A 24281-nucleotide genomic window follows, 5' to 3' on the forward strand; every position below is an offset into this window, starting at 1 on the left:
TGCCCCGGGAACTGGCTGTCATGTAAGAAAGCGCGGGTCATCCTGGACGGAGCGTAGCGAAGATCCGGGATCCATGCCTGAACCTCAATCGGAAGCGTTCCGGAATGGATCCCGGGTCAAGCCCGGGATGACCCGCGTGGTTCCGAGAATGGTCGGCCAGCCCCTGCCGCCATTTCACTCCGCCATCGCATAGGCCGCCCTATCGATGCCATGACGGGCGAGCTTGTCGTAGAAGGTCTTGCGGGGGATGCCGAGCGTCTCCAGCGTCGCGCGGACATCGCCGCGATTGGCCTCCAGCGCCTCGCGGATCAGATTGGCCTCGATCGCGTTGAGGCGATCCGGCAGGCTCGCGACCGGAGCGTCAGAGCGAGCTGATTGCGCCGGCAGATCGCTGGAAAGGCCGAGCGCGACCCGCTCGGCGAAGTGGACGAGCTCGCGGACATTGCCCGGCCAGTCGTTCTCGACCAGATAGCGTTCGACGGCCCGATCCAGCGCGGGCACCGGCCGGCGATACTTTTCCGCCGCGCGCGCCAGAAACCGGGTGAAGAGCAGCGGAATGTCGCGGCGGCGCTCGCGCAGCGGTGGAATGCGCAGGGTCACGACGTTCAGCCGATAATACAGGTCCTCGCGAAAATCGCGGCGTTGGGCGGGATCGCCGAGATCGGCCTTGGTCGCGGCCACGACCCGCAGATCAACGCGGCGCAAGTCGTTCGAGCCGAGCGGGGCGATCTCGCGCATCTCCAGCACGCGCAAGAGCTTGACCTGAGCAGAAAGCGGCATGCTCTCCAGTTCGTCGAGGAAGAGCGTGCCGCCGCTGGAATGCTCGATGCGGCCGATCCGCTTTTTCTGCGCGCCGGTGAAGGCGCCGGGCTCGTAGCCGAACAACTCGCTCTCGATGACGCTGTCGGGCAGCGCGCCGCAATTCAGCGCGACGAAAGGCTTGTCGCGGCGGCGACCGAGCCGGTGCAGCAGCCCGGCGACGACCTCCTTGCCGGTGCCCGTCTCGCCGAGCACGAGCACGTCGACATCGACATCGGCGAGTTCGCGGATGGTCTGGCGCAGGCGCGTGATCGCGGCGGTCTCGCCGATCAGCGCGGTCTCCTCCTCGCCCTGTTCGGCCAGCGCCCGCAGCCGCCGATTCTCGAGGACGAGCGCGCGCTTCTCGGCCGCGCGCCGGAGCGTCTCGACGAGGCGCTCGCCGGCATAAGGCTTGGCGATGAAGTCGTAAGCGCCCTCGCTCATCGCGCCGACGGCGGTGGCGATATCGGCATGACCAGAGATCATGATCACCGGGATATCGGGGTCGAGCGCCCGCAGGCGCCGGAACAGTTCGATCCCGTCCATGCCGGGCATGCGGATATCGGTGACGACAATGCCGGCATAGTCCGGCCCGATCCATTCCAGCGCCGCTTCGCCCGAGGATAGTGCCACCGCCCGGAAGCCGGCGAGGCGCAGTGCCTGGACATTGGCATCGCGCAGATCGGGGTCGTCATCGACGAAGGAGACCTCGATCGCAGCGATGGAGCCTGCGGAATCGCTCATGCCGCCGCCCTTTCGAGATTGATGACGAAGCTGGCTCCGGCGCCGGGAGCGCTCGTCGCGTTCAAGGTGCCGCCGAAGGAGACGATCATGTCCTGCGAGATCACCAGCCCGAGGCCGAGCCCCTTGGGCTTCGACGTGCTGAACGGGACGAAGAGCTGCGCCAGCGCCTGCTCGGACAAGCCGGGGCCGCGATCCGTAATCGCGATCTCGACCCTCTCGTCGCCTGGCGTGACCGTGATCGCGAGCGCAGGCTCGCCGCCCTGCCCGCCTTCCATCAACGCCTCGATCGCATTGCGCAACAGGTTGACGAAGACCTGTTCGAGTTCGATCGGCCGGGCGATGACATGGATCGGCTCCGGCGGCACGGTGACGAGCGGCGTCACGCCCGCCTGCCGCAAGGGACCTTCGAGCAGGGTCAAGGCGCCCTCGATGATCGTGCCGATCGGAACCGGGGCCAACGGCTCCTTGCCGCGCCGCGCGAAGCCGCGCAAAGCCTCGGTGATCGCGCCGATCCGGTCGGTCAGCGAGACGATCCGGACCAGCGCCCCGTCCGCATCCGCAGGCTCGGCACGCTTGAGGAAGGCGCGGGCGTTCTCGGCATAGGTGCGCAGCGCCGCCAGCGGCTGGTTGACCTCATGCGCGACGCCGGCGGTGACCTGGCCGAGCGTCGCGAGGCGGTTGGCCTTGGCCAGTTCCTCGCGGAGATTGGAGAGCCGTTCCTGTGCGCGGGTGCGCTTCGCCATCTCGGCGACGAGGCGTTCATTGGCGCCGGCAAGCTCCGCCGTGCGCTCGACGACGCGGTCCTCCAGCTCGGCCTTGGAGCGAGCATCAGCCTCCTGCCGGGCGAGGTTGCGCTGTCGGCGATGCAGCGCGAAGCCAGCCAGCGCCGCCCCCGGCATCAGCAGGAGCGCAACCAGCGCCTGCGATTGCGAGCGTCCGGCGGTGATCGCGGCATCGACAGGCTGGAGCACCTCCAAGCGCCAGTCCGTGGTCGCGACAGGCTGACGGATGCGGACATAGCGCCCGGCGAAGGCATCTGCGCCCTGCACGAGATCGCCGCGCTCCTGCAGCGGCAGCATTGTCAGCGGAGCGGTACCGAACTGAAGCGAATCCCGGATCGCGGCCGCGGTCGCCGGAGCAAGCGGCGCCTCGACCCGGAAGCGCCAATCCTCGACCGTCGAGAGCAGCACCACGCCTCGCCGGTCGACGACATAGGTCTGGCCGCCGAGCGCCCGCCAATCCGCCTCGACGCGATCGAACTCGGCCTTGACGACGATGACGCCGAGGCTCCGGCCGCCCTCCTCGATCCTCCGGGTGACATAGAGGCCGGGGCGCTGGCTGACGGTGCCGAGCGCGAATTGCTCGGCCGCGCCGTTCGCAACCGCGCCCTTGAAGTAGTCGCGGAAGCTGTAGTCGCTGCCGACGAAGCTCGTGGGCTCGTTCCAGTTGCTGGCCGCGATCGCGACGCCGTCGGGACCGAGGAGATAGATCACCGCCGTACGGGCTTCGCGGGCGATGGCTTCGAGCTTGAGGTCCAGCCCGTGGCGGCTGCCGCCGGTCAGGGCCTGCCGGACATCGGGATCGCGCGCCAGGATGACCGGCAGCGCACGCTGCTTCTCGAGCTCACCGCGCAGGATCGCCAGCGCCAGCGTGCCGCCATCGGTCGCCCGGCTTTCAGTCGCGGCGACAGCGCGGCTCCGGCCAATCTCACCAGCCGCGAAAAGCGAAGCGATCGCCAGCGCCGCCACGACCAGCCCGAAGACCAGCCAGCGCTGCGTCGTGGCACTCCGCCATGGATCGGACCCGGAACGGCTCATCCCTCAGTCGTTGTGCGGAGTTCCGCACAAATCAAGAGGCCGCGTGCGGAATTCCGCCCAGGGCGTTCGCAGGTTGATTCCGCCGGGAATCGCAACTCGCTGATTTCGTTCAACTTCCTTGATTTCCGGCCGGTTGGCACGCCGGTTGCGAAAGAGAGGCAGCGGTTTCGAACAAAACCAAGACGACCGCCGACCCAAGGAGCAGAACATGGCGACCATGATCGACGTCGCGCCCGCTCAGCCGGCGCGCCCGAAGACGTTTTACCAGCATCTCTATGTGCAGGTGCTGTTCGCCATCGCGGCGGGCATCCTGCTTGGCCATTTCTGGCCGGAACAGGGCGCCGCCCTGAAGCCGCTCGGCGATTCCTTCATCAAGCTGGTGAAGATGATCATCGCGCCGGTGATCTTCCTGACGGTCTCGACCGGTATCGCCGGGATGACCGACATGTAGAAGGTCGGGCGCGTCGCCGGCAAGGCGATGATCTATTTCCTGTGCTTCTCGACGCTGGCGCTGATCGTCGGCCTCGTCATCGGCAACCTGATCCAGCCCGGCGCCGGCCTGCACATCAATCCCGCCAGCCTCGATGCCAAGGCCGTGCAGGGCTACGCCGCCAAGGCGCATGACACGAGCATCGTCGGCTTCCTGCAGAACATCATCCCGGACACGATCGTCGGCGCCTTCGCCTCGGGCGACATCCTGCAGGTGCTGTTCTTCTCCGTGCTGTTCGGCCTGTCGCTGGCGATGGTCGGCGAGCGCGGCAAGCCGGTGCTCGACTTCCTGCAGGCGCTCTCGACCCCGATCTTCAAGCTGGTCGCGATCCTGATGAAGGCCGCCCCGATCGGCGCCTTCGGCGCGATGGCCTTCACCATCGGCCGCTACGGCATCGGCTCGGTCGCCAACCTCGCCTTCCTGATCCTGACCTTCTACATCACGGCGGCGGTGTTCGTGCTGGTCGTGCTCGGCGCGGTCGCTCGCTATAACGGCTTCTCGGTGCTGGCGCTGATCCGCTACATCAAGGACGAGATCCTCCTCGTCATCGGCACCTCCTCCTCGGAAGCGGCGCTGCCGAGCCTGATGGAGAAGATGGAAGCCGCCGGCTGCAAACGCTCGGTCGTCGGGCTCGTCATCCCGACCGGCTATTCCTTCAATCTCGACGGCACCAATATCTACATGACGCTGGCGGCGCTGTTCATCGCCCAGGCGATGGATATCCACCTGCCGCTCGGCGACCAGATCCTGCTGCTGCTGGTCGCGATGCTGTCCTCGAAGGGCGCTGCCGGCATCACTGGAGCGGGCTTCATCACGCTCGCCGCCACGCTCTCGGTCGTTCCGGCCGTCCCGGTCGCCGGCATGGCGCTGATCCTCGGCATCGACCGCTTCATGTCGGAATGCCGGGCGGTGACCAACTTCATCGGCAATGCCGTGGCCACGATCGTGGTGGCGCGCTGGGAAGGCGAACTCGACGAGAACCGCCTGAAGGCCGCGCTCGCTGGCGAATTGCCGGATTTCCTCGACGAGCCGCTGATGGCTCCGGCGGAGTGATCGGCACGGCCGGCACGATGATGGACCGTGGCTCCTGCGAGCCGCGGTCGATCACTCACGCAATCGGCCCGAGCGGCGCAGACGCCGGTCACTTCCTGCAGACGAAGAGGCGGTCGAGCCCCTGCGGCTCGAGCGCATGTTTCTCGGCCAGGCGGCTGCGGTCGCCATCTTCCGCAGAGAACCTGATCTCGTCGACGTCGAAACCGGCGGCAGCGAGCTTGTCGGGAAAGTCGCGGCCATAGAGCCGGACATGGTCCCAGCCGCAGATGCGCTCGATCTCGGCGGCCGGCATATCCGCCGGCGGCTCCCAGGTCTCGGCCCGCGACTGGTCGAGCGGCACCGAGAAGAAGGCGGTGCCGCCGGGCTTCAGGACGCGGAAGCACTCGCGCATGCCCTGGGCGTCATCGGGAACGCGCTCCAGGATATGATGGCAGATCAGATAGTCGAAATGGTCGTCGGCGAACTGGATATTGGTGATGTCGACGACGGCATTGGCGACCTTGCTGATTTTGACGTCGCCGGCGACGTAACGGGGATTGTCCTTCCACAAGCGGAAGAACGGCCGCTCCGGCGAGAAATGCAGCACGGCCTTGTCGGCCAGGTCCAGGCGGTTGGCGCGCAGGTACAGCCCCATGATCCGGTCGCGCTCCTTGGAGGAGCAGTTCGGGCAGCGCGCCTCGGGCCGCGGGCCGACATCGAGGAAGCGCCCCTCATGACCGCAGATGGTACAGAGCCGCGCCGGGCGCGCCTGCAGGAACTGGCCCGGCTTGCGAACTGCCGCGCGCAGATATTCCTGCGCGAATACACCGATGTTCATGCCAAAAACCGCCATGGCGCGACGTTCTGGCCGCGACCGGCAGCCCGGCACGACAGGTAGCAGCCCCCCCCCACGAGAAATACGAACGTTTGGAATATTCGAGCGTCTTTGAGAAAGCCATTGTTATTATGCATCTCCCATTTGGGGGGTGACGCAAAGAATCGTGCCGGAGCACGTCGACGATCCGTCGATATGCTCCGGCACCTCCATGTTTACTACGCTTCCCGAGGCGGACGCTGCTACGGACGGCGCCCCGGCATTCTCAGAGCGTCGAGCGGCGCACCGTCAGGTCGGAGCGCTCGTAGACGGCCGGCAGCAGGTCGACGCCGAGGCCGGGCGCCTCCATCGGGTAGACATAGCCGTTCTCGATGCGCGGCATCTCGGTGACCAGTTCCAGATACCAGCCGCGATAGAAGGCGCGCACCGATTCCTGGATCAGCGTATTCGGCTGGCTGAAGGAGGTGTGGACCGCCGCGACGAAGCCGACAGGGCCGATGCAGTCATGCGGCGCGAAGGGGCGGTGCCAAGTCTCAGCCAGCGCCGCGATCTTGCGGCCCTCGGTCAGGCCGCCGGTCCAGCACAGGTCGACCATCACGACATGGGCGGCGTCGCGCTCCAGCATGTCCTTGTAGGGCCAGCGCGAACCCAGCGTCTCGCTGGCGCAAACCCAGACATCAGTCGAGCGAGCATATTCGGCCAGCGCCTGCGGCGAGTTCATCTTGATCGGGTCCTCGTACCAGGTCGGCTTGTAGGGCTCGAGCACGCGGGCGATCTGTTTGGCTGTCGGCAGGTTCCAGAGCGAGTGGAACTCGACCATGATCTCCATCTTGTCGCCGACGGCCTTGCGGATCTTCTCGAAGGGCTCGACCGCCTTCTTCATCTGCTCGGCCGTGATGTAGAGGCCCTGGTTCTCGATCGCGGGCGGATCGAAGGGCCAGATTTTCATGGCGGTGATGCCCTGCTCCAGCAGGTTCTCGGCCAGCGCGTCGGCGCGGTTCATGAAGCCGTCGAGGTCCTCATAGGGGCTGCCCTCGTCGCCCAGGCTCCAGTTCGAGACCGGCTTGATGTTGCTGGAGCGGACATAGCGAGTGCCGGCGCAGGTGTTGTAGATGCGCTGCTTGTCGCGGCAGAGGCCGCCGAGCATCTGGTGCACCGGCTGGCCGCAGACCTTGCCGAAATGGTCCCAGAGCGCGATGTCGATCGCCGAGGTCGCGCGGGATTCCGCACCGGTCGAGGACTGCGCCATCGGCAGGTTGGTCATCTCGCGATGCAGCGCCTCGATATGCAGCGGGTTCTTGCCGAGCAGGCGGCCGGCCAACGTGTCGTGGATATGCGCCTCGACGGAGGCAGCGCCGTAGAACGTCTCGCCCAACCCGATGTGGCCTGAATCGGTGTGGACTCGCACCCAGAGCACATTGCCGAATTCCTCGGCGCGCAGGGTTTCGATGGCGGTGATCTTCATGGCGTTTCGTCCTGTTCAATCAATCCGGGAGCAGGCGCGCAGGCCCCTCGCCGCTTGTCGGTTATCGTGGGCTCACAGCACCGAGATCATGCCGCCGTCGACATAGATGATCTGGCCGCTGACATAGTCGGAAGCCGAGGAGGCGAGGTAGACGCAAGTGCCGGCGAGTTCGTCCGGGCGGCCCCAGCGGCGGGCGGGCGTGCGGCCCTTCACCCAGGCGTCGAAGGTGGGGTTATCGATCAGCGCCTGGTTCATGTCGGTGAGCATGTAGCCGGGGCCGATCGCGTTGGCCTGGATGCCGAGCTCGCCCCATTCCGCCGCCATGGCCCTGGTCAGCATCTTGATGCCGCCCTTGGCCACCGTGTAGGGCGCGACGGTCGCACGGGCGAGCTCGCTGGTCAGGGAGCCGATATTGATGACCTTGCCATGGCCGCGCTTGGCCATGCGGCGGGCTGCCTCGCGACCCACGACGAAGGCGCTGGTCAGGTTGGTGTCGAGCACGCGGCGCCAGTCGGCCGTCTCCAGCTCCAGCATCGGCTTGCGGAACTGGATGCCGGCATTGTTGACGAGGATGTCGACCGCGATGCCCTCGGCATCGAGCGCAGCAAATGCGGCGACCACCGCCTGCTCATCCGTCACGTCGAAGTTGAGGCCGCGCGCGGTGTGGCCGGCCGCGGTCATCGCCGCGACGGCATCGGAGAGGCGTCCGGCATCGGCACCGTTGAGGATGATGCTGGCGCCCGCAGCCGCGAGCCCTTCGGCCATGGCACGGCCGAGCCCGCGCGAAGAACCGGTCACGAGCGCGGTGCGCCCCGAGAGATCGAAGGGAGAGGTCACGCTTAAGCGTCCTATGTCGATGGGATCTGGAGGGCTGGATGGGCCGGCATCGTGCCGCTCGCGGCAAGCTTCGCCGCGTAGCGGCGGTAGGATTCGCCGATATGCTTGCGCATCGCCTCGCCGGCGCCGGCCGGGTCGCGGGCACGAATGCGGCCGAGGATGGCGGCATGGTCGGCACGGCGGATCGCGATGTTCGAATCCTCGCCGCGATCCTTGTCGCGCATGCTGCGGATCGAATTGAGCAGCGGGCTCGAGACGAACTGGAGCACGGTCAGGAAGAGCGGGTTATGCGCGGCCGTTGCGATGGCGAGATGCAGAGCGAGGTCATGGGCCGAGCTGTCCTCCCCTGTATCGTCGGCGGCGTTCAGCGCGGCCTCGGCCGCTTCCATCCGGGCCAGGTCCTCCGACGTATGGCGCAGCGAGGCCAGTTGCGCTGCCTCGACTTCCAGCCCGAGGCGGAATTCCAGGAATTGCAGGATCGACTGCTCGGAGGCCGCGATCTCGGCCCGGCGCAGGCGCAATGAATCCTGCTGGTTGACGAAGAGCCCGAGCCCCCGGCGGCTTTCGACGATGCCGTCGGCCTTCAGATAGGCGATGGCCTCGCGCACCACCGGCCGGCTGACGCCGAGCTGGCGGGCAAGCTCCGTCTCGGAGGGCAGCCGATCGCCCGGCTGCAAGGCGCCCGAACGGATCGAGGTCGCCAGCGCGGTGGCGGCATCGCTCGCGAGATTGGGCCGTGATCCGATGGATGAGAGCTGCATGGTGACTTCCTGCTAGAACATCATTGTCATGTTGTCAGTTGTTTGACAACCTGACTTCTGCCGCGTTATGGGTGCCGCAACGGCGCCCGCCTCCAGAGCGAAAACAACGCGCCGCGATCGAGGGAAGGCCGACATGCTCGCAGGGACCCGCCGGACTCCGCCTGTCGCCGGAGCAGCCTTGGCCGCGCCGTCAAGAGGCCGGGACGGCCAGGCCGGATCTTCCCGCGACGTCCACGCCGAGATCAAGAGACACCGGACATGAGTCCCTGCCCTCGGCGGTGGACAACGCCGCCGAGCGGTTGAGCCTGCCTTCGTTCGGTGACACATCCCCCAGCAACTGTTCCGGAGACGAGTATCGTGACCAAGACCCATCCGACACGCTTCGCTTTCATCGCCGCGCTGGCCGCTGCCCTGCTGGGCTCGACAGCGGCCATGGCCGAGGTCAAGGCGAAGATCGGCCATGCGATGCCCGACACGCACCCGCAGGCGACCGCCGTCGCCAAGTTCGCGGAACTCGCCGGCACCTATACCAATGGCAACGTCAAGATTCAGGCGTTCCACTCGGCCATGCTCGGCAGCGACGAGAAGCAGCTCCAGGCGACGCAGGCCGGCACGCAGGAATTCTACATCGGCACGCTGGCGCCACTCTCGACCCGCGTGAAGGAAGTCCAGGTCTGGGACCTGCCCTTCCTGTTCCAGAACGAGAAGGAGGTCTACGCGGTCCTCGACGGCGCCTCGGTCAAGAAGATCTTCGAGAAGATCGAGCCGAGCGGCCTCGTCGGCCTGACCTGGACCGGCATGGGCTTCCGCAACCTCTCGAACAGCCGCCGCGCCGTGAAGACGGCCGAGGACGTCAACGGCCTGAAGCTGCGCGTGATGGCGAACCCGGTGGCGCTCGACACCTGGAAGTCGATCGGCGCCAACGCCGTGCCGATGGCCTTCTCGGAAGTGTTCACCGCGCTCGAGGTCAAGGCGCTCGACGGGCAGGAGAACCCGCTCCAGCACATGTGGGCGAACAAGATGCAGGAAGTGCAGAAGCACATCTCCATCACCAACCACGTCTACACGCCGGTCGCGCTGGTCGCTTCCAAGAAGTTCTGGGATACGCTCTCGGCCGCTGACAAGGCCGGCGTCCAGAAGGCCGCGACCGAGGCCGGCCTGCTGCAGCGCAAGCTGCTCGACGAGGGCGACCGCGACGTGATCACCAAGTTCAAGGCCGCTGGCGTTTCGGTGGACGAGGTCTCGGCCGACGACCTGCGCAAGGTGCAGGCCAAGGTTCAGCCGGTGGTCGACAAGTTCAAGGGGCAGATCGGCGAGGAGTTCGTGAACGGCTTCGTCGCCGAGATCGAAAAGGCACGCGCCGCCAAGTAAGGCACGCGACGACAGCCGGCCCGAGTGGCCGGCTGTCCTTTTCTCAAGTACCGGCGCCGAGCCGGCGATCCCCTTCCAAGTGCCGCCGGCGAGGTGACCGATGACCAGCCTGCTCAAGACAGCGACGGACGGTTTCTACCGCCTGATCGAGGTCATCCTCGTGATCTGCATGGCCGTGATGCTGGTCATGGTCTTCGGCAACGTGATGCTGCGGATCTTCTTCAACACCGGCATCGACCTGTCGGAAGAAATCCCGCGCTTCGCCTTCGTCTGGATGACCTTCCTCGGCGGCATCATCGGCCTGCACCGGCGCAGCCATCTCGGCGTCGACATGGTGGTCCAGGCGCTGCCGATCTTCGGCCGCAAGGTCTGCTGGGCGATCAGCCAGGTCATCATGCTGATCTGCGCGCTGTTCATCTTCTACGGCACTTATCTCCAGCACGACATCATCGCCGGCAACGCCTCGCCGGTCGCGCAGCTCAGCATGATCTGGGTCTATGGCGTGAGCTATGTCACCGGCGCCGCGATCGCGCTGATCTGCCTGTCGAACCTGATCCGCCTCGCGCTGGGACAGGTCTCCGACAATGAGCTGATCGACGTGCACGAGGAGGGAATGGCCGAGGGCCTCGAAGCCGAGCGCGACATGAAGGCGCAGGGAGCCAAGCCGTGATCGTCTTCGTCTTCATCACGTCGCTGCTCGGCCTGATGGCGCTGGGCATGCCGGTCGCCTTCGCGCTGATCGGCTGCGGCCTCGCCATGATGCTCTACATGGGCATCTCCGACCCGCAGATCATCATCCAGAACATGTGGGACGGCGCCAATTCCTTCCCGCTGCTGGCCGTGCCCTTCTTCATGCTGGCCGGCGAGCTGATGAATGCCGGCGGCATGACGCGCCGGATCATCACCATGGCCATGGCCTGGATCGGCCATATCCGCGGCGGCCTCGGCTATGTCGCTGTTATCGCCGCCGTCATCATGGCCTCGCTCTCGGGCTCGGCCGTCGCCGACACCGCGGCGCTCGCCTCCGTACTCGTGCCGCTGATGCGCAATGCCGGCTACGACATCAACCGTTCCTGCGGCCTGATCGCCTGCGGCGGCATCATCGCGCCGGTGATCCCGCCCTCGATCGGCATGATCATCTTCGGCGTCACCGGCGGCGTCTCGATCACCAAGCTGTTCATCGCCGGCATCGTGCCGGGCGTGATGATGGGTATGGCGATCATGCTGGCCTGGCGCTGGAGCATCAAGCGCGACAACCCGCGCGTCGAGCCGAAGCGCAGCATGCGCGAACGGCTGGTCGAAACCCGCAATGCCGGCTGGGCGCTGGTGCTGCCCGTGGTCATCATCGGCGGGCTCAAGGTCGGCTGGTTCACCCCGACCGAGGCCGCGGTGATCGCAGCCGCCTACTCGCTCTTCGTCGGCGTCTTCATCTATCGCGAGATCAAGATCCGCGAGCTGTTCGGCCTGATGTACCGCGCGGCCGAGACCACCGCCGTCATCATGTTCCTGGTCGCGGCGGCCGGCGTTTCTGCCTGGCTGATCACCACGGCCAACATTCCCCAGCAGGTCGCCGACATGGTCGCGCCCTTCATGGAGAACAAGATCCTGCTGATGGCCATCCTGATGGTGATGGTCTTCATCGTCGGCACGGCGCTCGACTTCACCCCGACAGTGCTGATCCTGACGCCGGTGCTGATGCCGGTGGTCAAGCAGGCGGGCATCGACCCGGTCTATTTCGGCGTGCTGTTCATCATGAACAACGCCATCGGACTGGTGACACCGCCGGTCGGGACCGTGCTGAACGTGGTCTGCGGCGTCGCCAAGGTGCCGATGACGGGCGTCATCAAGGGCGTGACGCCCTTCATGGTCGCCCAGCTTATCGTGCTGGCCCTGCTGGTGATCTTCCCGCAGATCGTGATGTGGCCGCTGCAGATGATGTCGCGCTGAGGCATCACCAGAGCGAGACCGACCGGCAAAAGGAAGGCTCCGCAAGCTCCAGCGGAGCCCGTCTCTACCCGAGCCGCCTGCCATGCGACAGCGTCCGGCGCCGGGCCCGCTTGCGTCGCTGCGCCGCCCCCGCCGATCGTACATCGAAAGTCTAAGAAGCCGCTCATCCGCCCTCCCGAAGTGCGCCTTGACGCCTCCGTTGCAGAGTTTCACTATTCCAAATCGAACAACGCCTTGTCGTTCGCCTGGGAGGTTGAGATGCTGCATGAGCTCTCGCGTCGCCAGTTTCTGAAAGCCGCGGGTGCGGGTGTCGCCGGCTCCGCCGTCGCCGCGCTTGGGTTCGGGGGTGCCGAGGAGGCACTTGCCCAGGTCGTGCGGCCCTTCAAGCTGGCGCGCACCACAGAAACACGAAACACCTGTCCGTACTGCTCCGTCGCCTGCGGCGTGATCATGTACAGCCTGGGCGACAAGTCCAAGAACGCCCATCCGGCGGTCATCCATATCGAAGGCGATCCGGACCACCCGACCAATCGCGGCACGCTGTGCCCGAAGGGATCCGCCCTCCTCGACTTCGTTCATTCCGAGACCCGCACCAAGGTCCCGCAATATCGCGGCCCAGGCGAGAAGGCCTTCCGGCAGATCAGCTGGAACGAGGCGCTCGACCGCATCGCGCGGCTGATGAAGGACGATCGCGACAAGAACTTCGTCGCCAAGAACCAGGATGGCACGACGGTCAACCGCTGGCTGACCACGGGCTTCCTGGCCGCTTCGGCCACCACCAACGAGACGGCCTTCCTGACCTACAAGGTCGTGCGAAGCACCGGGATATTGGCGTTCGACAACCAGGCGCGCGTTTGACACGGACCGACGGTGGCCAGTCTGGCCCCAACATTCGGTCGCGGTGCGATGACCAACTCCTGGACGGACATCAAGAACACCGACCTCGTCATCATCATGGGCGGCAATGCCGCCGAAGCGCATCCGTGCGGATTCAAATGGGTCACTGAGGCGAAAGCCCAACGTGGTGCCAAGTTGATCGTCGTCGATCCGCGCTTCACGCGCTCGGCCTCGGTCGCGGATTTCTATGCGCCGATCCGGCAAGGCACCGACATCGCCTTCCTGCTTGGGGCGATGAAGTACTGCATCGACAACGACAAGATCCAGCACGACTACGTGCGCGCCTTTACCAACGCGCCCTATATCGTGAAGGAGGGCTTCGGCTATCAGGACGGCCTGTTCACCGGCTATGACGAGGCCAAGCGCGACTATGACCGCTCGAGCTGGGAATACGAGCTCGGGCCGGACGGCTATGTCCAGATCGACGAGACGCTCCAGCATCCGCGCTCAGTCTACCAACTCCTGAAGAAGCACATCGCGGCCTATACGCCGGAGATGGTCGAGCGCATCTGCGGCACGCCGAAGGACAAGTTCCTGGCGATCTGCAAGATGATCTCGGAGACCTCCGCGCGCGACAAGGTCATGACCTCGATGTACGCGCTCGGCTGGACGCAGCACTCCAAGGGCTCGCAGAACATCCGCTCGATGGCGATGCTGCAATTGCTGCTCGGCAATATCGGCGTGCGCGGCGGCGGCATGAACGCGCTGCGCGGGCACTCCAACATCCAGGGTCTGACCGATATCGGCCTGATGTCGAACCTGATCCCGGGCTATCTCACGCTGGGGACCGACAGCGAGGTCGATTTCCAGACCTACATGTCGACGCGCGGCTTCAAGCCGCTGCGGCCGAACCAGATGAGCTACTGGCAGAACTACAAGAAGTTCATGGTGAGCTTCCTGAAGTCGATGTGGGGCAAGGCCGCAACGCCGGAAAACGACTTCGCCTACCAGTGGCTGCCGAAGCTCGACGTGCCCGGCTACGACATGCTCCGGTACTTCGACATGATGCACCAGGGCAAGGTGAACGGCTATTTCTGCCAGGGCTTCAACCCGCTGCTCTCCCTGTCCAATCGCGGCAAGGTCTCGGCATCGCTGTCGAAGCTGAAATTCCTGGTGGTGATGGACCCGCTGCAGACCGAGACCGCGCGGTTCTGGAAGGACGAAGGCGTCCATAACGACGTCAAGCCCGAGTCGATCCAGACCGAGGTCTTCGAGCTGCCGACGACCTGCTTCGCCGAGGACGAAGGCTCGCTGGTCAATTCTGGCCGCTGGTTGCAATGGCACTGGCCGGGGCAGGAACCTCCGGGCGAGGCCAAGCCTGACACCTGGATCATGGCGCAGATCCACCAGCGCCTGCGCGCCCTCTACGAGAAGGAGGGCGGCGCCTTCCCGGATCCGATCGTCAATCTGCACTGGCCCTATCGCCAGCCCGACGATCCGCAGCCGGACGAGATGGCCAAGGAGATGAACGGCTATGTCGTCTCGACGGTGACGGACCCGGTCGACCCGACCAAGGTCCTGCTGGAGAAGGGCAAGCAGGTCGACACGTTCGGCCAGTTGCGCGACGACGGTTCGACGGCCTGCGGCTGCTGGATCTATTCCGGCTCGTGGACCGAGCGGGGCAACATGATGGCCCGCCGCGACACCAACGACCCGGCCAATACCGGCGCCTATCCCAACTGGGCCTTCTCCTGGCCGGCCAACCGGCGCATCCTCTACAATCGCGCCTCGGCCGATATCGACGGCAAGCCCTGGGATCCCAAGCGCAAGCTGATCGAGTGGAACGGTACGGCCTGGACTGGCTACGACGTGCCGGACATCGCGGTCACGGCCAAGCCGCGGGATGTCGGTCCGTTCATCATGAACCCCGAGGGGACGGCACGCCTGTTCTCGCGCGGCATGATGAAGGACGGCCCCTTCCCGGCCCATTACGAGCCGTTCGAAAGCCCGGTCGCCAATGTCATGGCGCCCAAGATCCGCGGCAACCCCGCCGCACGCATCTTCAAGGACGACCTCGCCGCGCTCGGGACCTCCGACAAGTTCCCCTATGCGGCGACCTCCTACCGCCTGACCGAGCACTTCCACTACTGGACGAAGCATGTCTGGGTGAATGCGGTGCTCCAGCCGGAGTTCTTCGTCGAGATCAGCGAGCAGCTGGCCGCGGAGAAGAACATCCAGAAGGGCGGCTGGGTGAAGGTCTCCTCGGCCCGCGGCACGGTCTATGCCAAGGCGGTGGTGACCAAGCGCATCAAGCCGCTGATCTGCGACGGCAAGACCGTCCATGTCGTCGGCATCCCGCTCCACTGGGGCTTCACCGGTGCGGCCAAGAAGGGCTTCGGCCCCAACAGCCTCACCCCGTTCGTCGGCGACGCCAACATCGAGACGCCCGAGTTCAAGGCGTTCCTGGTGAATGTCGAGCCGTCCAACGGTCCGGCGACGAGCTAGGAGGGCGATCATGGGACTGCAGAGCCAGGATTTCGCCCGCATCTCGGCGACCAATTTCAGGCCGCCGGATGTCCGCCACGACTTCGAGGTGGCGAAGCTCATCGACGTCTCGAAATGCATCGGCTGCAAGGCCTGCCAGGCGGCCTGCCTCGAGTGGAACAACCTGCGCGAGGAGGTCGGGATCAACCGGGGTGTCTACGACAACCCGCACGACCTGACGCCGAACAGCTGGACGCTGATGCGGTTCACCGAATGGGAGAACCCGGAGAGCGGCAATCTCGAATGGCTGATCCGCAAGGACGGCTGCATGCATTGCGCCGATCCGGGCTGCCTCAAGGCCTGCCCCTCGCCCGGCGCGATCGTGCAGTACAATAACGGTATCGTCGACTTCGTCTCGGAGAACTGCATCGGCTGCGGCTATTGCGTGAAGGGTTGCCCCTTCAACATCCCGCGCATCAGCCAGGCCGATCACAAGGCCTATAAGTGCACGCTCTGCTCGGACCGGGTCTCGGTCGGCCAGGCGCCAGCCTGCGCCAAGGCCTGCCCGACCGGCGCGATCGTGTTCGGCACCAAGAAGGCGATGCTCGACCATGCCCAGGGCCGTATCACCGACCTGAAGTCGCGCGGCTTCAAGAATGCCGGCATCTACGACCCGCCGGGCGTCGGCGGCACGCATGTGATGTATGTGCTGCATCACGCCGACAAGCCGCAGCTCTACGCCAACCTGCCGAACAACCCGCGCATCAGCCAGGTCGTCGAGCTCTGGAAGGGGCTGACCAAATATGCCGGCATGGCGGCCGTCGGTTTCGCCGCCGCCTTCGCCTTCGTCCATGCGACGATCGCCCGACGCAACGATGTCAGCCGCGCCGAAGACCGCGAGGCCGAGCATCTGATCGACGAGGAGGCAGCCCGTGGCCGTAAGACGTGAAGAGGAGCGCACGACCGTCGACCGCTATCCCGGCCGCGTGCGCGTCAATCATTGGGTCACCGCGATCTCGCTGATCCTGCTCACCCTCAGCGGGGCCGCGCTGTTCCATCCGGCGCTGTTCTTCCTGTCGAGCCTGTTCGGCGGTGGCTCCAACACACGCGCGCTGCATCCCTGGATCGGCGTCGTCCTGCTCGCCAGCTTCGCGATCCTCTTCATCCAGATGGTCAAATACAATTTCTGGACGAAGGCCGACACTCGATGGATGAGCCATATCGGCGAAGCGATGTCGGGCCGCGAGGAGAACCTGCCCGAGGTCGGCAAGTATAACGGCGCGCAGAAGATCGTCTTCTGGCTGATGACGCTCCTGATCATCGTCCTGTTCGGGACGGGCATCGTGATCTGGTACGAGTATTTCGGCGCGAGCTTCACCATCGAGCAGCAGCGCGTCGGCCACATCGTGCATGCGCTGGCGGCGATCGCCATGCTGCTCGTCGTCATCGTCCATATCTATGCCGGCTTCTATGTCCGTGGCACGATCAGCGCCATGACCGAGGGCAAGGTGACGGGCGGCTGGGCCTTCCGCCACCACCGGCTCTGGCTGCGGCAGGAAGCGCGCGAAGGCGTGATCGACGAGCGCCAGGCGCCGCCGCGCCGCCGCAGCGTCGGCCCGGCCGAATGAGTTCGACTGCGGAGCGGCACCCGCCGCTCCGCCTCCCGTGACCCGTGCGGTTCGAGAGGATACGGAATGAGCGACGACCAGGATCTCGTCACCTTCGAAGATGTCGGCACGCCTGAACGCGACAAGCCGCCTTTCCTGCGCCTGCCGGAGCCTGCGAAGCTGTTTGCCCTGCGGGCGGAACGGTTCGCCGCGCTGGCGCCGGGGCATCAGCTCGAAGCCTATCTCAGCTTTCTCGGCGGCTTGAGCGAGGCGCAGGCGACGCTGGCGGCGACGATCGACGCGCCCGGCCTGCCCGCTCCCGGTGATCTGCGATTGCGCGCGGCCAACGGCATGCCGCTGCTTCCGCGCGAGGAACTAGCCACCGATCCGGCGGTTTCGGAGGCCTTCGACCGACTGGCGGCATTGCTGGCCGATGTCGCTATGCCGGACCTCGCCCGCGCCGCCCTTTCCCGCGCCGTCGCGGCGGAACCGGAGGCACGACAGGCGATGTTTGCCGCCGTCCTGGCCGATGCGGTGCCGGTCGAGGCCGTTGCCGAGCACATCTTTGCCGCCGCCGCCCTGCAGGTCGTCGCGGCGCTGCGCAGCGCCCGGCTCGATCCTGCCTGGCCCCAGCCGGTCGCCGATGGCGTCTGTCCCTGCTGCGGCGGGCCGCCGGTGGCGAGCGTGGTCGTCGCCGACCTCAATGTCGAAGGCGTGCGCTATGTCCAGTGCTCGCTCTGCGCGGCGCAGTGGAACCATGTCCGGGTGAAATGCGTCTCCTGCGGCTCGACCAAGGGCATCGCCTATCAGGAGATCGAGGGCATCGCCGACACGATCAAGGCCGAGACCTGCGACGAATGCCGGACCTATGTGAAGATCCTGAACCGCCGCAAGGCCCCGGAGCTGGAAGCCGTGGCGGACGATGTCGCGAGCCTCGGGCTCGACCTGCTGGTGACCGAGGCCGGCTGGAGCCGGGCCGGGGTGAACCCATTCCTGCTCGGATACTGATCAAGCGTCTCCCGGAGGGAGCCTGATGAACAAGCCGGAAAGCTTCCGCCCGCCATCGGTCGACACGGTGCTGCGCAGCCCCGCAGGCGGGCTCGCGATCGCGCAGCACGGGCGGGCTGCCGCGACGGATGCGGTCCGGCATGTGATCGAGCGGTTGCGGGCGGGCGGTGCGCCGGCGGCGGCCTCGGCTGAGCAGGTCGGCCGCATGGCGCTGGGCTGGCTGGACGAGCAGAACCGCCCCTCGCAGCGCCCGGTCATCAACCTGACCGGTACGGTACTGCACACCAATCTCGGCCGCGCGCTCCTGGCCGAGGAGGCGATCGAGGCCGTGGTCGCGGCGATGCGCGCGCCGACCAATCTCGAATACGAGATCGAGGCCGGCCAGCGCGGCGAGCGCGATGCGCATGTCCGCGGCCTCGTCAGAGAATTGACCGGCGCGGAGGACGCGATCCTCGTCAACAACAACGCCTCGGCCGTTCTGCTCGTGCTGAACACCCTCGCCCGGGATCGCGAAGCCATCGTCTCGCGCGGCGAACTGATCGAGATCGGTGGCGCCTTCCGCATGCCGGACATCATGGCGCGTGCCGGCGCGACCTTGCGCGAGGTCGGCACCACCAATCGCACGCATCTCAAGGACTATGCCGAGGCCATCGGTCCCGAGACCGGCCTACTGATGAAGGTCCACACCTCGAATTACGTGGTGCAGGGCTTCACCGCCGAGGTCGAGCCGGCGGAACTCGCGAAGCTCGCGCGCCAGCACGATGTGCCCTTCGTCGACGACCTCGGCTCGGGCACGCTGATCGACCTCGCGCGCTGGGGCCTGCGCCGCGAGAAGACGGTGCAGGATGCGCTGAAAGGCGGTGCCGATCTCGTCACCTTCTCCGGCGACAAACTACTCGGCGGGCCGCAGGCCGGCATCGTCGCCGGGCGCAAGGACCTGATCGCGAAACTGGCGAAGAACCCGCTGAAGCGGGCGCTGCGGCTCGACAAGCTCCGGCTCGCGGCGCTGGAAGCGACGCTCAGGCTCTATCGCGACCCCGACCGATTGGCGCTGCGCCTGCCGACGCTCAGACTGTTCACGCGGACTGCCGCCGAATTGCGCGCGCTGGCCGAGCGCCTTCAGCACAAGGTCACAGCGGCAGTCGGCCCGGGCTGGATCGTCGAGATCAGCGACTGCGCTAGCCAGATCGGCTCCGGCGCGCTGCCATTGGAGACGCTGCCGAGTGCGGGGCTTGCACTGCGGCCGGCCGGCAAGGCTGCGGGTTCCGCCGTCGAAAAACTGGCGGCGGCCTTCCGCGCCGTGCCGGTGCCGGTAATCGGACGGATCGCGCAGGGCGCGCTCATCCTCGACCTGCGCTGCCTGGAGGACGAGGCGCTGTTCGCGGCGCAGCTCGACGCCTTGAAACCCGAGCGGCCCGATGCGCTGGCTTGAGCGCCTTTTCGGCCGTGACGTGGCCGCCGATGGCGATGTCGCCGCCACGATGGCGCAAGCTACAGCGGCCGTCGAACGCGGCGACCATGCGGCTGCGCTCGCGCTCTGGGGGCCGCTCGCCCATGCCGGCATCGGGCGGGCGCAGAACAATATCGGCGCCTGCTTCGCCGAGGGACTCGGCGTCGAACGCGATCCGGCCCTGGCTCTGCGCTGGCTGAGCTTGTCTGCCGAAAGCGGCGACCCGGTCGGGCAGCGCAATCTGGCGGCGCTGCATTTCAAGGGCGAAGGCGTCGCACAGAGTGATGCCGAGGCGATGCGGCTCTATCGGCTTGCCGCCGAACAGGACGATGCCCCGGCGCAAGACATGCTTTCCTGGATGCTGCTGGAAGGCGGGGAAGTATCGGACCGGGCCGAAGCGCTGCGCTGGGCGCAAACCGCGGCGGAGGCCGGCATCGCCACCAGCATGACCCGGCTCGGCATGATGCATCACGATGCGCTCGGCGTGGAGCGCGACGCCAATGCCGCCGCGCGATGGTGGCAGCGCGGCATGGCGGCAGGCGATCCGGATTCCGAGGCCATGCTCGGCGCTGCGACCCTGCTTGGCCAGGGCGTGCCGGCCAATGCCGAACGCGCGCTCGCGCTGCTGCTCTCGGCCGAGGGCAAGGGCAGCTCGCTCGCGGCGCCCTTCATCAAGGCCGCTCGCGCAGCCGTCTCTCCCGCAGAGATTGCGCCATGATCATCGGCACCGCCGGCCATATCGACCATGGCAAGACCTCGCTGGTCCGGTGCCTGACCGGCGTCGATACCGACCGATTGAAGGAGGAGAAGGCGCGCGGCATCTCGATCGCGCTCGGTTTCGCCTATTGGCCTCAAGCCGACGGCTCGGTCGTCGGCTTCATCGACGTGCCCGGCCATGAGAAATTCGTCCACACGATGCTGGCCGGCGCTGCCGGCATCGACCTCCTGCTGCTCGTCGTCGCGGCTGATGACGGCGTAATGCCCCAGACGCACGAGCATGTCGCCATCGCTCGCCTGCTCGGCATCAGCGAGGCCGTCGTCGCAATCACCAAGGCCGATCTGGTCGAGCCGGCGCGGATCGAGGCGGTCGAGAGCGAGATCGCGGCGCTGCTGGCGCCGGGCCCCTTCGCCGGGGCGCCGATGCTGCCCGTCTCGACGCTGACCGGAGAAGGCCTGCCGGAGCTTGCCGGCCTACTCGTGTCGCGCGCCCGGGACGCACAGACACGGCAAGGCGACGGCGCCTTCCGACTTGCGGTCGATCGCTGCTTCACCTTGCAGGGCGCCGGGACGGTGGTGACGGGGACCGTCCTGTCCGGCAGCGTCGCGGTGGGCGGCAGCGTCATCGTCTCGCCCGGCGGACTGCCGGCGCGGGTGCGCTCGATCCATGCCCAGAACCGTCCGGCCGAACGGGGCCTAGCCGGCGAGCGCTGCGCACTGAATCTCGCTGGCCCCGGCGTCACGAAGGATGCCGTGCAGCACGGCGACATGGTGCTGGCGCCAACGCTCCATGCCCCGACGACGCGGATCGACGCGGAAGTATCCCTGCTGCCCGGCGAGAAGGCGCTGACGATGTGGCAGCCCGTGAGGCTGCATCATGCTGCGTCCGAGATCGGCGCCCGCATCGTGCTACTCGGCGACGAAATTGCTCCCGGAAACGATGGATTGATCCAGCTCGTGCTCGACGAGCCGCTCGCCGCTGCGGCGCTGGACCGTTTCGTGCTGCGCGATGCCAGCGCCTCGCGCACGATCGGCGGCGGCCGCTTCCTCGACTTGCGTGCGCCGGAGCGCCGGCGTCGCAGCCCGGAGCGCCTGGCCCAGCTCGCCGCACTCAGCAATTCCGACCCTGCCGATGCACTGCAGACCCTGCTCGCGGTACCGCCTTATCATGCCGATCTCGACGGCTTCGTGCGCGACCGCGGGCTCGGTCCCGGTGTGGCGGAAAACCTTACGAACCGGCTGGACCTCGTCAGGATCGGCCCGCTCGCGCTGCTGCCCGCGCATTGGCAGGCATTGGCGCAGGCCGCGACCGAGAGACTCGACGCCTTCCATGCCGAGCACCCGGACCTGCCGGGGATCGGGCTGGCGCGACTGCGCTTCGCCATTGCGCCGCGCTGGCCGGCGCCGCTGTTCCGGCAGGCGCTCGTCCGTTTCGAGGATGACGGCGTGCTGGTGCCGGCCGGTTCCTGGCTCAGGCGCCCCGGCCACGAAGCCCGGCTCCTGCCGGAAGACGAGGCGCTCTGGGCCAAGGTCTCGCCGCTGATTGCCGAGAGCGAGCGCTTCCGCCCGCCCCGCGTGCGCGACATCGGGCATCTCCTCGGCCGGCCCGAGGAGGAGATCCGACGCCTGCTGCGGCTCACCGGCCGGCGCGGCGATGTCCATGAGGTCGCGCTCGATCATTTCTTCCTGCGCGACACGCTGGCCGAGATGGTCGGCATCTCGGCCGAGCTTGCGGGGCTGCATCCGGCCGGCTTCAATGCGGCGCAGTTCCGCGACAGGCTCGACAACGGCCGAAAGGTCGCTATCCAGATTCTCGAGTTCTTCGATCGTCACGGCGTCACCATCCGCCGCGGCGACCTGAGACGCATCAACCGGCGGCGGCTCGACCTGTTCGGCCCGCCGCCCGGCTTGAGCGATGGAGGAGAAACGTCCCCGGTGGGGCGTCCGGACTTCAAATCCGGGAGGGGCCGTCAGACGGTCTCTGGTGGGTTCGACTCCCATTCTCTTCCGCCAGTTCACTGAGGGCGCATGACGGACGCAGAAACCGCCGCCATGGACCTGATCGCCCGCTTCGAGCAGGCGGCGGACGATGCGCGCGCGGCCGAGGATGCCTATCGCCGTGAGGCCGCAGGGCGGATCGAGGCCCTCGCGCAGGCGCGCAGCCGGGCCTTCCGGCGCCTCAACCTGCTGCGGCAGGCAAGCACGACCATCGCGGCAGCCGAGGAGCCGAGCGAGGCGATTGCCCGTGCCCGGCTCGGCGTCGCGCAATCGCTGGGCTGGGATGAGATCGGGCCGCGACAGGAACTGGTCCTGACGCGGTTGACGCCCGTCTTCGAAGCCTGGCAGGCCGCCATGACCGACGACCGCGACGGCCCGGACGCCGTGCAGGGGGCCCTCGCCACCTTCGAGGACTGGTACGGCGCCGAGACCGGCAGCGATTTCTACGCCCTGTTCGACCGCTACATGCCCGAGACGCCGCGTGTCGACTTCTAGGGGGCTGGGCACCGATTTCGACCGCTGGCTCGGCAAGCTCTTCCGCAAGGGCCCGTTCACGGCGCTGATCGTGCTGGTGAAGATCGCCGAGCCGAAGATCGAGCCGTTGCGCTCGACCTTCGTCCATGTCGTCGGGAACGAGATCGACTGGGGCGACATCGTGCTGATGCTGCGCGGCGCCGGCGTCAACTGGGACGGCGCCGCCTTCTTCCCGACCCGCGACGACGATGGCGGGCTCGTACCCGACGCGACCGCCCGCAACCGCCTGCGCGAGCTGGAAGCGGCGCTGCGCGAGGACCGACTCACCCTCAACAAGGGCGCCTTCTTCGACGTCTGGGGCCGGAACCTCGAGGTGCAGGAGGCGCGGTGACGCTTCTCAGCTCACCACGACCTGCGCCGGCCCGGCCTCGACCGCGCCGATGATCCGCGCCGCCGGATAGCCGGCTGCCTTGATCTGCGCGAGCAGGGCATTGGCCCGCTCGGCTGCGCAGGAAACCAGCAGGCCACCCGAGGTCTGCGGATCGGTGAGCAGATGGCGCTGCCAATCGGGCAGCCCCTCCGGGAGAACCGCACCCTCGCCATAGCTCGTCCAGTTCCTGTGGGAAGCGCCGGTCACCCTGCCCTCCCGCGCCAGACGCTCGGCCTGCGTCAGGAACGGCAGGTCGGAAAGCCGGAGCTTCAGCGTAACGCCGGAGCCGCGCGCCATCTCGAGCCCATGGCCGAGGATGCCGAAACCGGTGACATCGGTGACCGCATGGACGGCGCCATCCTCGGCCAGGTCGGCGCCGACGCGGTTGAGCAGCGTCGTCGAGGCGACCATCTCGTCATAGGCGGCGGCCGAGAGCTCGCCCTTCTTGAAGGCGGCCGAGTAGATGCCGACGCCCAGCGCCTTGGTCAGGATCAGCGCATCGCCGGGCTTCGCGCCGCTGTTGCGGCGCAGGTTCGCAGGCTTGAGCAGGCCGATCACCGCGAGTCCGTAGATCGGCTCCGGCGCATCGATCGAATGGCCGCCGGCGACCGGAATACCGGCCTCGGCGCAGATCGAGGCGCCGCCCTTCAGGATCTCGCGCGTCACCTCGATCGGCAATTTGTCGAGCGGCATGCCGAGGATCGCGAGCGCCATGATCGGCCGCCCGCCCATGGCATAGACGTCGGAAATCGCGTTGGTCGCGGCGATGCGGCCGAAATCGCGGGGATCGTCGACGACGGGCATGAAAAAATCGGTGGTGGCGACGACGCAGGTGTTCTCGTCGACCTGCCAGACTGCGGCATCGTCGCCCGTCTCGGTGCCGACGAGGAGCTGGCTGTAGGGGCCGGCGGCCGGGTGCCCCGCCAGCAATTGCTGAAGCACGGCCGGTGCCAGCTTGCAGCCGCAGCCGCCGCCATGGGCCAGGCTGGTGAGGCGCAGCGGCTGCGCAGGCGCCGTCGCGGCGAGCGGGCTCGTCTGATTCATCGTCGGGAACTCCAGGGGATCAGGGCCTGGCAGCTCTGCGGCAAAGCGCGGGCCTCCGCGCAAACGCGCGCCCGTCGTCGACCAGACCGATGAGGGCCCCGGCACCCGGGAGCCGCAGCAGCAAGCATGCGCCAT

18 protein-coding genes, 1 tRNA gene and 2 pseudogenes are annotated in these 24281 nt (G+C 67.0%); 14 read left to right on the forward strand and 7 right to left on the reverse strand.

Annotated features, from left to right (window positions below; translation table 11 throughout):
* Positions 1–174: 174 nt before the first annotated feature.
* Together ACODTJ_RS14115 and ACODTJ_RS14120 are read right to left on the reverse strand one after the other, a co-directional pair.
* Positions 175–1542, reverse strand: a complete 1368-nt coding sequence (locus ACODTJ_RS14115) for a sigma-54-dependent transcriptional regulator (RefSeq protein ID WP_454657542.1) — start codon at positions 1540–1542, stop codon at positions 175–177.
* Positions 1539–3359 carry a sensor histidine kinase gene (locus ACODTJ_RS14120; RefSeq protein ID WP_454657543.1) on the reverse strand — a complete coding sequence of 607 codons (1821 nt, stop codon included), beginning with the start codon at positions 3357–3359 and terminating at the stop codon, positions 1539–1541. The genes ACODTJ_RS14115 and ACODTJ_RS14120 overlap by 4 nt, the downstream gene beginning before the upstream one ends.
* Before the next feature lie 217 nt (positions 3360–3576).
* On the opposite strand from ACODTJ_RS14120, the pseudogene ACODTJ_RS14125 reads away from it, so the two are divergent.
* Positions 3577–4902: pseudogene (locus ACODTJ_RS14125) on the forward strand (dicarboxylate/amino acid:cation symporter).
* Between the two features lie 88 nt (positions 4903–4990).
* Here ACODTJ_RS14125 and ACODTJ_RS14130 read toward each other — a convergent pair.
* The 4 genes from ACODTJ_RS14130 to ACODTJ_RS14145 form a co-directional block, all read right to left on the reverse strand.
* The gene (locus ACODTJ_RS14130; RefSeq protein ID WP_454657544.1) at positions 4991–5719 is read right to left on the reverse strand and encodes a class I SAM-dependent methyltransferase; all 729 of its coding nucleotides are present in this window, start codon (positions 5717–5719) and stop codon (positions 4991–4993) included.
* A 262-nt stretch (positions 5720–5981) separates the two neighbouring features.
* Positions 5982–7181 carry a mandelate racemase/muconate lactonizing enzyme family protein gene (locus tag ACODTJ_RS14135; RefSeq protein WP_454657545.1) on the reverse strand — a complete coding sequence of 400 codons (1200 nt, stop codon included), beginning with the start codon at positions 7179–7181 and terminating at the stop codon, positions 5982–5984.
* Between the two features lie 72 nt (positions 7182–7253).
* The gene (locus tag ACODTJ_RS14140; RefSeq protein ID WP_454657546.1) at positions 7254–8018 is read right to left on the reverse strand and encodes an SDR family oxidoreductase; all 765 of its coding nucleotides are present in this window, start codon (positions 8016–8018) and stop codon (positions 7254–7256) included.
* A gap of 11 nt (positions 8019–8029) precedes the next feature.
* On the reverse strand, positions 8030–8779 hold the full coding sequence (locus ACODTJ_RS14145) for a FadR/GntR family transcriptional regulator (RefSeq protein WP_488849189.1): 750 nt from the start codon (positions 8777–8779) through the stop codon (positions 8030–8032).
* Between the two features lie 357 nt (positions 8780–9136).
* Here ACODTJ_RS14145 and ACODTJ_RS14150 point away from each other — a divergent pair, with 357 nt between their 5' ends.
* The 13 genes and pseudogenes from ACODTJ_RS14150 (at position 9137) to ACODTJ_RS14210 (ending at position 23063) form a co-directional block, all read left to right on the forward strand.
* Positions 9137–10150: a TRAP transporter substrate-binding protein gene (locus ACODTJ_RS14150; RefSeq protein WP_454657548.1), complete on the forward strand. Its 1014-nt coding sequence runs from the start codon at positions 9137–9139 to the stop codon at positions 10148–10150.
* 100 nt (positions 10151–10250) lie between these two features.
* Entirely contained in the window at positions 10251–10820 is a 570-nt protein-coding gene (locus ACODTJ_RS14155; protein ID WP_454657549.1) for a TRAP transporter small permease, read from the forward strand.
* Positions 10817–12097 carry a TRAP transporter large permease gene (locus ACODTJ_RS14160; protein ID WP_454657550.1) on the forward strand — a complete coding sequence of 427 codons (1281 nt, stop codon included), beginning with the start codon at positions 10817–10819 and terminating at the stop codon, positions 12095–12097. The genes ACODTJ_RS14155 and ACODTJ_RS14160 overlap by 4 nt, the downstream gene beginning before the upstream one ends.
* A gap of 258 nt (positions 12098–12355) precedes the next feature.
* Positions 12356–15439, forward strand: a complete 3084-nt coding sequence (gene fdnG, locus ACODTJ_RS14165) for a formate dehydrogenase-N subunit alpha (protein WP_488849192.1) — start codon at positions 12356–12358, stop codon at positions 15437–15439.
* Positions 15440–15449: 10 nt separating this feature from the next.
* Positions 15450–16367: a formate dehydrogenase subunit beta gene (gene fdxH / locus ACODTJ_RS14170; protein ID WP_454657552.1), complete on the forward strand. Its 918-nt coding sequence runs from the start codon at positions 15450–15452 to the stop codon at positions 16365–16367.
* Positions 16351–17046, forward strand: a complete 696-nt coding sequence (locus ACODTJ_RS14175; RefSeq protein WP_454657553.1) for a formate dehydrogenase subunit gamma — start codon at positions 16351–16353, stop codon at positions 17044–17046. Before fdxH ends, ACODTJ_RS14175 begins: the two co-directional genes overlap by 17 nt.
* A gap of 66 nt (positions 17047–17112) precedes the next feature.
* On the forward strand, positions 17113–18033 hold the full coding sequence (fdhE, locus tag ACODTJ_RS14180) for a formate dehydrogenase accessory protein FdhE (RefSeq protein WP_454657554.1): 921 nt from the start codon (positions 17113–17115) through the stop codon (positions 18031–18033).
* Positions 18034–18058: 25 nt separating this feature from the next.
* Positions 18059–19465, forward strand: a complete 1407-nt coding sequence (selA, locus tag ACODTJ_RS14185; RefSeq protein WP_454657555.1) for an L-seryl-tRNA(Sec) selenium transferase — start codon at positions 18059–18061, stop codon at positions 19463–19465.
* Complete coding sequence (locus tag ACODTJ_RS14190) at positions 19452–20201, forward strand: tetratricopeptide repeat protein (protein ID WP_454657556.1); 750 nt, start codon at positions 19452–19454, stop codon at positions 20199–20201. The genes selA and ACODTJ_RS14190 overlap by 14 nt, the downstream gene beginning before the upstream one ends.
* Positions 20198–22012: pseudogene (selB, locus tag ACODTJ_RS14195) on the forward strand (selenocysteine-specific translation elongation factor); the annotation flags it as partial. The gene ACODTJ_RS14190 and the pseudogene selB, both read left to right, overlap by 4 nt.
* 105 nt (positions 22013–22117) lie before the next feature.
* Positions 22118–22213: transfer RNA gene (locus ACODTJ_RS14200), tRNA-Sec, on the forward strand.
* 15 nt (positions 22214–22228) lie between these two features.
* Positions 22229–22693 (forward strand): hypothetical protein, encoded by a 465-nt coding sequence (locus ACODTJ_RS14205; protein ID WP_488849195.1) that lies wholly within the window; start codon positions 22229–22231, stop codon positions 22691–22693.
* Positions 22680–23063, forward strand: a complete 384-nt coding sequence (locus ACODTJ_RS14210; protein ID WP_454657558.1) for a hypothetical protein — start codon at positions 22680–22682, stop codon at positions 23061–23063. Before ACODTJ_RS14205 ends, ACODTJ_RS14210 begins: the two co-directional genes overlap by 14 nt.
* Before the next feature lie 6 nt (positions 23064–23069).
* Here ACODTJ_RS14210 and selD read toward each other — a convergent pair whose 3' ends face one another.
* Entirely contained in the window at positions 23070–24146 is a 1077-nt protein-coding gene (selD, locus tag ACODTJ_RS14215; protein ID WP_454657559.1) for a selenide, water dikinase SelD, read from the reverse strand.
* Between the last annotated feature and the right edge of the window lie 135 nt (positions 24147–24281).

The sequence above is a fragment of the Allobosea sp. FG18 genome, assembly GCF_057809495.1.